The sequence below is a fragment of the Chamaesiphon sp. OTE_75_metabat_556 genome (assembly GCF_031378165.1).
In the GTDB taxonomy this organism is placed as follows: Bacteria; Cyanobacteriota; Cyanobacteriia; order Cyanobacteriales; family Chamaesiphonaceae; genus Chamaesiphon.
This window is the reverse complement of record NZ_JANNDR010000154.1, coordinates 1-9,340: the sequence shown is the minus strand read 5'-3', so window position 1 is coordinate 9,340 and position 9,340 is coordinate 1. Positions and strand designations below refer to the sequence as shown.

Genomic DNA, 9,340 nt, shown 5'->3' with positions numbered 1-9,340 from the left:
GCGATTCAATCTCTTCATGGGCAAACCGGACTACCCCCTGAATCGATCTCACTGCTACTGCCAGTGGAATATTGTTAACTTTGAGCAGTACCACATCAAAACTATGGGCATGTTTGTCGATCGACTCCAACCCCAAAATTTCGGGGAGATCGACCAGCCACAACAGACTACTGCGCCGGTTAAACAAGCCGAGTACTGGTGCTGGTAAGTTGGGAATTACCGAAATGCGCCCGGCTGGCAAGACGATCGCTTCTTGAGTTTGCAGCATGGGCACGACGGCCGACGTTTGCCGATCGAGCTGAAATTTCAAGAACATATCGCCAGTCGTAGCAGTCGATCGTGGAGTTGATGCGGTAATAGTCATAGATGTGAGTGGATAGCGAATTGCGCTCGTCGGGAAACCCGACTGTTTGGCGAATTAAGACAGTGGCTAGTGGCTAGTGGATAGGGATTAAGAACTAATAAATAGCGGAGATTTAACTTGCCGACCGTAAATTTCACAATTCACTATTCACTATTCACTATTCACTATTCACTAATTTAATTAAAAACCGATTTAACAGCGTTAATAATATCTTCTTGGGAATAAGGTTTGGTCACATAGACATCGACGCCTTGTTTTTTGCCCCAGATTTTATCCAAATCTTGACTACGAGAAGTACAAGCAATCACGGGAATTTTTTCAGTTTCGGGGTTCTTTTTCAATGTCCGGCAAAATTCAAACCCGTTCATCCCTTCCATAACGACATCGGTAATCACGAGGTCTGGCTTCTCTTTGTCAACCATCGCCAAGCCATCTTTGGCATTATCAGTCGAGATGACTTGATAACCATTATCCTTGAGATACAGAGTCATTAATTTCATTTCGGACGGCGTATCTTCAACAACTAAAATCTTAACCATTTGCGCTTTTTCCCTTTTGAATATGTAGTCTAATCTAAATTTGTTGCTTATCTGATTTACTGGCAGTAATATCTGATTTTTAATTAAGCTATTGATGTTCTGCCATTAAATGTTTCGAGACCATATCGATTAACCCTGCTTGCGTAAACGGTTTGGTCATATAATCAGTCGAGCCAGCCATTTTGGCTTTGGCTCTGTCGATAATGCCAGTATTTCCCGTTACCATCACAATTGGTGTTTTTTTGAAGGCAGGATGCTTGCGCAGCATGGAGCAAAGCTTGTACCCATCGATCGTCGGCATCCCCACATCTAATAAGATAATGTCGGGATTGATCCGAATAATCTTCATCAAAGCTGTCCCCGAATCGACGATTGGAAACACCTTGAAGCTATCGCCATCTAAAAAGCGATTGATTTCGCGCAAAATGGTCGGACTATCATCGACACAAGCAATTTTATAAGTAGCTTGTTCGTCGAGCAGTTCGCCAGTCGCCGGCGGGATCAGCGCACCAGTTTTTTCAGCAACCGATGCGAGGGTGGCCGAGACAGATTGATCTTGCTCGTTAAAGCGATCGCGATCCATGCCTGCTAGATACAGCTTGTGCAGTCGATCGAATGGCGGTTGCGGCGCACGCAAGCCGACAATCTTGTTATTGATCAGTCGATGGAGGTTGTTGGCAACTGTCAATTCGTCTTGCTTGAGCAGTAAAGATAACTGCCTAAAGCTAAATCCAATCAAGATTTTGCTCAACTTAGCCTTGACATCTGGCGTCAGCAATGGGTGCTCGACGTTCATCAGATAAGGACGTTGATATGGTGATTGAATCGCTGGTTGTAAGGCTTGCCAAGCATGTAACTCTGTCTGGCATTCTTTAGTCACAAACAAGAAGTTACCACTCCACCAAATCGGGAATGAAGCATCTCGCGAGATCAACTCACTGGTACCGTAAGTAATCAATAAATAAGATTGCAGTACTTCTTTAGAGATACTTTTGACGAGGGTACCCGCCGTCTGTTCGGTGATATGCCCTTGGGCGATCAACCAGCGAATTGCTTGGTAATCCAAACTCGGATAAGTCGCCTCTAAATTAGCTTCTTTTAACTGCTCTCGCAAATCGGTGTAAACCTGATTAGCTAAGATCGTTGGGCTAAGTCGGCGCAAATGTTGTTCTAGTCGCTCGATCGGATCGAGTGAGTGATTGGCATAAAATAGTTTACCCTCGTAAAAATACAGCAACCAAGTAATGTCGTTGGCAACAATTCGCACGCAACCTTTAGCTTGGGAAGTAGCTAACTGTTCTAATAACTTGATGGGGTTTAGTGTTCTCTCGGTATCAGCAACGCTGCTAGAACCCTGATTCATGGCTCGAACTCATAGCTTAGTGGACTTAATTTGCAAAAGCAGAAAAATATCACAATTGAGACTAGATCCTTTTGGGGGCTGAAATACAGCCGTCTATAAGATACAGAATCGATCATTGACGTTACTGCATGTCATTCTTATATTTCCCCACTTAGATCGCAAAAGTGACATTTCCTAAATAACCTCATTGCCAAAAATTGGCGATCGCGATATCCAGCAATAGCAAAGCTGAGGATCGCGCACCTCAACTGTCAGGATTGTGGTGTAAATCCCTACTGTCAACACAACGCTGTCAACGATCGACTGTTAAAATGTTTAAGCCTGCTTGCTATCACCGCTCATTTCCCAGCAGATCTACTATCGCCAAGGTAAAACCGTGAAATTAGTCGCGATCGATTTTGAGACTGCCAACCGCAATCCCAATAGTGCTTGTGCTTTGGGCATAGTTCAGATTGAAAATAACACGATCGTCCATGAAGAAATCTTCTTGATTCGTCCCCCCTCCTACCAATTTGAATTCACGCGGATTCATGGCATCATCTGGGCAGATGTCGCTCAGGCTCCTACTTTCAAACAAGTCTGGACGCAAATTTCCACCAGGATTGAAACTGCCGATGCGCTAGTGGCGCACAATGCCAGTTTCGATCGGCGCGTACTCTATGCCTGTTGCGATCTGTATCAGATTCCCCAACCCAAACAAAGGTTTATCTGTACCGTCGCCCTCGCCCGCGAGCGGTGGAATCTCTATCCCACCAAGCTCCCAGATGTCTGTAACTATCTCAACATCAACCTCAATCACCATCAGGCTCTATCCGATGCCCGCGCTTGTGCCGAGATTGCGATCGCGGCTGCCGTCTAATCTGACCAGTGACAGGCTCGGAGTTTACCACGAAAAAACACTTCCCGCTGCTGGGGAAGTGTTCTGCACAACTGATCGAGTAATTTGGTAATTTTAATCAACCAAACCGACCGGATACATAATCATTAGTCCGAGTATCGACTGGGAATGAAAAAATCTGCTTGGTTTCGCCAAATTCGACCATCCGACCGATCCGACTTTCATCCGTACTAAAAAAAGCTGTATAGTCGGAAATTCGGGCTGCTTGTTGCATATTATGCGTGACGATCGCGATCGTCAGATCGTTGCGGAGACTATGCAAGAGATCTTCAATTTTATTAGTCGCGATCGGATCTAAGGCCGAGCACGGTTCGTCCATCAGCAATACTTTGGGCTTGACGGCCAAAGCCCTGGCAATACACAATCGTTGCTGTTGTCCGCCAGACAATCCCAATGCCGATTTGTGGAGTTTATCTTTGACTTCCGTCCACAGGGCAGCACCTTGGAGTGCCGATTCGACGACATGATCGAGTTCGGCTCTGGGGACTTTATCTTCGCCAATTTTGACACCATAAGCCACATTTTCATAAATGCTCATCGGAAACGGATTGGGCTTTTGGAAGACCATCCCGACTTGTCTCCGCAATTGATTGAGATTAATTTGCGGATGATAGATATCTTGTCCGTATAACTGGACTTCGCCTTCAGTTTTGATTTTACCTTCAAGTTCGCCGATCCGATTGAGGGCTTTGATGAATGTCGATTTACCACAACCAGAAGGTCCAATAATTGCCGTCACATGATTTTCAAAAATACTCATGTTGATACTCTCCAAGGCTCTGACAGCACCATAAAAGAAGCTGAGATTATTGACTTGGATCGCCACGTCCATTGGTTGGCTGGGGTGTTTGATTTCGCGCATATAAAAAGTTTGAATCTAAAAATTAGCGATCGCTGTGATAGTTAATCGAACAACTGCTGGACTATCTACGGCTCATCGATAGTAGCTTCGTTGGTAAATTAATTGCTAAAACTATGCCTAATAAAAATAAAGACGCCGTCCATACTAATTGATTTTTAACTGGATCGGGATCGTTATATAAATTAAAAATGAGCACGGGCAAAGATCCCGTCGGACTCTGAAGATTTTCGGCCCAATCTTGAGCGAATAAAGCGGTAAATAATAACGGTGCTGTTTCGCCACTGGCGCGTGCGAGGGCAAGTAATATCCCCGTCGAGATCGCCGGTAGCGCGCTCGGTAAAATTATGCGCGCGATCGTTTGGAAGCGAGTAGCACCCAAGCCAAATGCGGCTAGCCGAAAAGCGGTCGGGACTAATTTTAGAACTTCTTCGGTGGTTAAGGCAATAATTGGCAGCATGATAATGGCGAGACTGACACCGCCAGCGATCGCGCTGTAACTAAAATCAAAGAGCTGCTTGCTGACTAATACGATCACATCATAGGTAAAAATCCCCACCACGATCGAGGGAACTCCCGTCAAAATCGTCGTCAAAAATCTAATGGTGCGATTGATTTTGCTCGTGGGTGCATATTCGGCCAAATAAATCCCCGTCGCGACGCCGATCGGAATACTCAGCACAGCACCAATCGCCACCATAATTAAGGTACCGACGATCGCATTGGCAAAACCATCCTCGATGATCGATTTGGTAAACATCGTCGCTGTCAAACCTGGCAATCCTTTGGAGATGATATTCCACAACACGGAAATGAGTGGTAATACCCCGAACAGTGTCAGCCCCAAAGCCAACGCGGTCATCCCCCGATCGAAGAAAGTTCGCAGCGGCGATAGTGGTGTCTTTAATTTAGTCGGTCTAGAATAGTTCATAATTATGATTTTTCACCCCGCTCTACCAATCTGACTAAGCCGAGCGCGCCGATATTGACAGCCAACGTTAGCACGAACAGGATCAGCACCAAATAGGTCAGCGCGCCGACATGGATATCTTCTTGTGCCTCGGCAAATTGGTTGGCGAGGATCGCTGGAATTGAATAAGCTGGCTCGAATAAAGATGGGCTGATCGTTGTGGCATTCCCGATCACCATCGTCACGGCCATCGTCTCACCGAAGGCTCGTCCCAGTGCCAGCATTACCCCACCCACGATTCCCGAAAATGCTTTGGGTAGGACTACTCGAAAAATTGTTTCCCAGCGGGTGGCTCCAAGTGCCATCGAACCCGTCCGCAGATAACCAGGGACGACGAGCAATACTTCCCGACTGACTGCTGCCAATGTCGGCAGAATCATAATTGCCAGCAACATTCCCGCTGTCAAGAGGCCGAAGCCCGATGGTTCGGTGCTAAACAACGGAATGTTCCCGAATTTAGCATGGAGAAATTCTTGCACCGGCCGAATCAGTGGCACAAGGGTATAAAAGCCCCATAAACCAAAAATTACACTGGGAATCGCGGCAATTAATTCGATCGTAAAGGCCACACTTGATCGCAACCATTGGGGTAGCAAATCCTCACTGGTGATGAGTGCAACCGCCAAGCCCACGGGAATTGCGACGAGCAGGGCGATGAAACTACTCCCTAGCGTGCCATAAATCAGCGGCAGGGCGCCAAACTTCAGGTCGGGGACATTCCACTCGCGATTGAATAAAAACCCGACCCCAAACTGTTTGAGTGCGGGGGCGGCATGTTCGAGAATCTTCCAGCCCATTAAGACGAGAATGCCGATCGATACGCCGCTAGCTGCATACATCAGATAACGAAATAAGAGATCGGTTAAGTTGTGCTTAGAAGGGCGACTGTGCCTACCTAAGTCATTTTCGGTAGGCATAGTCACTGACACGTTGTGAGGAGATGACATTTGTTTGATTTAAGTTATTTCACGCCAGCTTCCACAGCTTCGATCGCGCGTGCGGCGACACTGCTAGGAATGGAAGTGTAGTTGAGATCGTCGTTTAATTGTTGGCCGCTAGTCAAAATCCATTTGACCATTGTTTTGATTGCTTGGGCTTTAGCCGGATTTTTCTGGCTTTTGGGAATCAATAACCAAGTCAAACCGACAATCGGATAACCTTGAGTCGAATTGACATCAAAGGCGCGGAAATTTTCGGGAAACTGGACGTCAGCCAAAGCTTGGTTGGCAGATTTGAGTGATGGTGAGACATATTTACCGCTACCATTTTGCACGGCAGCAGCACTGAGGCCATTTTTAATGCCAAACTCATATTCCACGAAGCCAATACTACCAGGAGTTTGCTTGACCAAACCAGCAACCCCAGGATTGCCTTTACCTTTTAAGAAACCCGACGGCCATTTTGGTTCTTTGCTCGCACCAACTGCGGCTTTAAATTCTGGACTAACAGCACTGACATGATTGGTAAAGATAAATGCCGTACCGCTACCATCAGCTCTAACGACTGGTTTGATCGCGCCGCTGGGTAAGCTCAAACTTTTGTTGTCTTGGACGATTTGCGGATCGTTCCAAGTCGTGATTTTACCTTCAAAAATGCCACCGAGGACTTTGTTAGAGAGCTTGAGACCTTTGACGCCAGGTAAGTTGTAGACGACCGATACCGCACCGCCAGCAGTCGGAATTAACAGGACGCCACCTTTGACTTTGGCCATTTCGCCATCGGTCATCGCCGCATCGCTCGCCCCAAAATCTACAGTACCCGAGATCGTTTGTTTGATCCCACCACCACTACCAATCCCTTGATAGTTAATCTTGATATCCGGGTGAGCTTTACGAATTTCCCGCGCATATCTCTCATACAAGGGCTGCGGAAAAGTTGCTCCAGCACCACTGAGGGTAACATCGGCTAGTGCGGCAAATTGAGTGCCAAAAACTGATACTGCGACAGCGGTAAGAGTGGTAAGCCGACCGAAATTAGTGAATAACATGGGTATATGTTGTTGATTTTGTTGGGAATACAGCGATTTCAAAGTTACAAGTTTTAACGATCGCAGTTATGCAGATTGTTGACTTTTTTTGATATCAGGAGCATCTTAGCGCAACCACACCCAATCATTGATTATCGTTAGGTTAACGATTGATTAAACTCTGGGTAGCCATAGATTAAGCTTGATAACCGATCGAAAAATATTGATATCTATTAGTTAAGAAAATGAGATCGATCGCGTTGATTTCAGAGTATTTAATGAGGATGCAAGCCGAGTGATTTCGCTGGTATCCAGACGGAAACAGAGCCACCCTGTGTGCCAAATTCACCCCAACCCTCAGCATTCGTCATTACTGGGGTCTCGATCGTTTTGGTGAAATCGATATAGGTAGTATGTGGTTTGCCGACATTCATCCATTTAGTGCCAGGTGTGCCATTGCCCATAACTACAGCCATACTATCGGGATGCTCGGCATTGCCCAATCGCGTCCAGCCGACAGTATTGGCATGGTCGAAATAATCGTGCTGAACGCCATAAGCAAAGTGGCGGCGGGCATACAGCAGTTGATCGAGGATCGGGCGATGATTTGTCAGACAAATGTCATATTCTTGGCCATCTCGGCCGCGATCGCGATAATTACATCCATAATAATCACCATAAAATACGCACGGATAACCAGCTTCGCGCAGTAAAATCAAGGCATAAGCCAGCGGTTTAAACCAATTTTCAACTACTGATTCGAGCGATTGGAGCGGTTGCGAATCATGATTTTCGACAAAGGTGACGGCTAATGTGGGTTGATTACAGATTAACGTGCGATCGAAGATCTGGCGCAGGTCATAATTGCAGCCGCTCACGCTAGCAACATGAAAGTTGTTATGCAAAGGTGCATCAAACAGATGAATTTTACCTTCAGTCGCCGCGACGAAATAATTGAGGTCATCAACGTCATAAGACCAGTATTCACCAACGGTAAACACATCTTTTTTAGCGTGGTTATTGAGATGCTTGAGCCAATCATAAAAGAATCTCGCCTCGATATGCTTGACCGCATCCAGCCGCAAACCATCAATTTTGGTAGTATCCAAATACCATTCACCCCAATAGTTTAGCTCGCCTAATACCTCGGGATGATCCATGTCGAGATCGCAACCCATCAAGTAATCAAAATTACCTTTCTCAGCATCGACATGCCGATCGAAAGTCTTATCTTTGATTAAATAAACAGCCTTTTGATTTTGGTTGTAGACGTTGTAATCGATCGCGTCAAAGTGCCACCAATGCCATTCCATCTTCGAGTATTTACCTTGACGACCGGGGAAAGTAAAGTGCGTCCAACCTTCGATTTTTTGATAGGCATCGATCGGTTGCCAGCGGTTATTGGGATCGAGGGGAGTTGCTTCAAATTCTTCTTGGGCATCCGCACCCAGCCGATGATTGAGGACGATATCAGCATAGATCTCAATTCCGGCCGCATGAGCGCACTCGATCGCATCTACATACTCAGCTTTAGTACCGTACTTGGTCGCGATCGATCCTTTTTGGTCAAATTCACCCAGGTCGAATAGATCGTAGACCGCATAACCCACATCATTACTACCGTTACTTCCTTTATAAGCGGGTGGCAACCATAGTGCTGTAAAACCCGCAGCCGCGAGATCGTGGGCATCGCGGGCTAGTTGCGTCCACAGGCTGCCATCTGGCGGTAAATACCAATGGAAGTACTGCATCATTACGCCGTTAGGATTTGACATGAATTCACTCTTCAACAATATTGATGACATTTACAATCGAACCCTCGAATCTTAGCTCACGCCAATACCGCTCGATGAGCTGGGCGATCGATTATGAGAGCCACTAGCCAAAATCGATTCTCGCCTTGTTGACTCGATCTGGTATAAGACTGGCGCGATCTCGATCTCGCTAGCAGGCGATCAATTTTGGGTGAAGATCGATCGAAAGTGGTGTCACTATGATACCTAGCTGCTGAGTCAGAAGCTCGACACAGAGAGATTATTAACGTTTGTGACAAATCTCAGTCTAAACAAATAATGACTCGCGTAAAGTTGTATAAACTTAAGATCATCGGTAGTCATAGTTACTTAAGTTGCAGCTCGACGGCAGTTATCAAAAACTGGTTATAATTTATGAGAGCTTGCTCGAATTTATGAAGCTATGTTGCGCGTTGAGTGCTCCACAGGATCGATAAGTCTGCACGCTCGAAACTATTAAACGCAAACAGGATTAAATAATATGTTAGACGGATTCTCCAAAGTAGTCGCCCAAGCAGACGCTCAAGGTCAATACCTGAGCACCGGTCAGTTAGACGCACTTGCCGCCATGGTCGCCGCTGGTAACAT

Annotated in this window: 9 protein-coding genes; 1 reads left to right on the top strand and 8 read right to left on the bottom strand. The window is 46.1% G+C overall.

Annotated elements, in window-relative coordinates; all coding sequences use genetic code 11:
* The 3 genes from RMO27_RS06535 to RMO27_RS06525 all read right to left on the bottom strand — a co-directional run.
* Nucleotides 1-364 (bottom strand): chemotaxis protein CheW (locus RMO27_RS06535; RefSeq protein WP_309730761.1); only part of this gene is annotated, 364 nt, incomplete at its 3' end.
* A 176-nt stretch (nt 365-540) separates the two neighbouring features.
* Nucleotides 541-903, bottom strand: coding sequence for a response regulator (locus RMO27_RS06530; protein ID WP_309730759.1), 363 nt, complete (start codon nt 901-903; stop codon nt 541-543).
* Nucleotides 904-991: 88 nt separating this feature from the next.
* Complete coding sequence (locus RMO27_RS06525) at nt 992-2,266, bottom strand: response regulator (RefSeq protein WP_309730757.1); 1,275 nt, start codon at nt 2,264-2,266, stop codon at nt 992-994.
* A 325-nt stretch (nt 2,267-2,591) separates the two neighbouring features.
* Here RMO27_RS06525 and RMO27_RS06520 point away from each other — a divergent pair, with 325 nt between their 5' ends.
* Nucleotides 2,592-3,125: a 3'-5' exonuclease gene (locus RMO27_RS06520; protein ID WP_309730755.1), complete on the top strand. Its 534-nt coding sequence runs from the start codon at nt 2,592-2,594 to the stop codon at nt 3,123-3,125.
* Between the two features lie 97 nt (nt 3,126-3,222).
* Here the strand turns inward: RMO27_RS06520 and pstB are convergent, their stop codons facing one another.
* The 5 genes from pstB to RMO27_RS06495 form a co-directional block, all read right to left on the bottom strand.
* Entirely contained in the window at nt 3,223-3,996 is a 774-nt protein-coding gene (gene pstB / locus RMO27_RS06515) for a phosphate ABC transporter ATP-binding protein PstB (protein ID WP_396133629.1), read from the bottom strand.
* A gap of 91 nt (nt 3,997-4,087) precedes the next feature.
* Complete coding sequence (pstA, locus tag RMO27_RS06510; protein ID WP_309730751.1) at nt 4,088-4,954, bottom strand: phosphate ABC transporter permease PstA; 867 nt, start codon at nt 4,952-4,954, stop codon at nt 4,088-4,090.
* A gap of 2 nt (nt 4,955-4,956) precedes the next feature.
* A complete protein-coding gene (gene pstC / locus RMO27_RS06505; protein ID WP_309730749.1) occupies nt 4,957-5,940 on the bottom strand; it encodes a phosphate ABC transporter permease subunit PstC in 984 nt (327 codons plus the stop codon).
* 14 nt (nt 5,941-5,954) lie between these two features.
* Nucleotides 5,955-6,980, bottom strand: a complete 1,026-nt coding sequence (gene pstS / locus RMO27_RS06500) for a phosphate ABC transporter substrate-binding protein PstS (protein WP_309730746.1) — start codon at nt 6,978-6,980, stop codon at nt 5,955-5,957.
* A gap of 254 nt (nt 6,981-7,234) precedes the next feature.
* Nucleotides 7,235-8,734 carry an alpha-amylase gene (locus tag RMO27_RS06495; RefSeq protein ID WP_309730741.1) on the bottom strand — a complete coding sequence of 500 codons (1,500 nt, stop codon included), beginning with the start codon at nt 8,732-8,734 and terminating at the stop codon, nt 7,235-7,237.
* Nucleotides 8,735-9,340 lie beyond the last annotated feature (606 nt).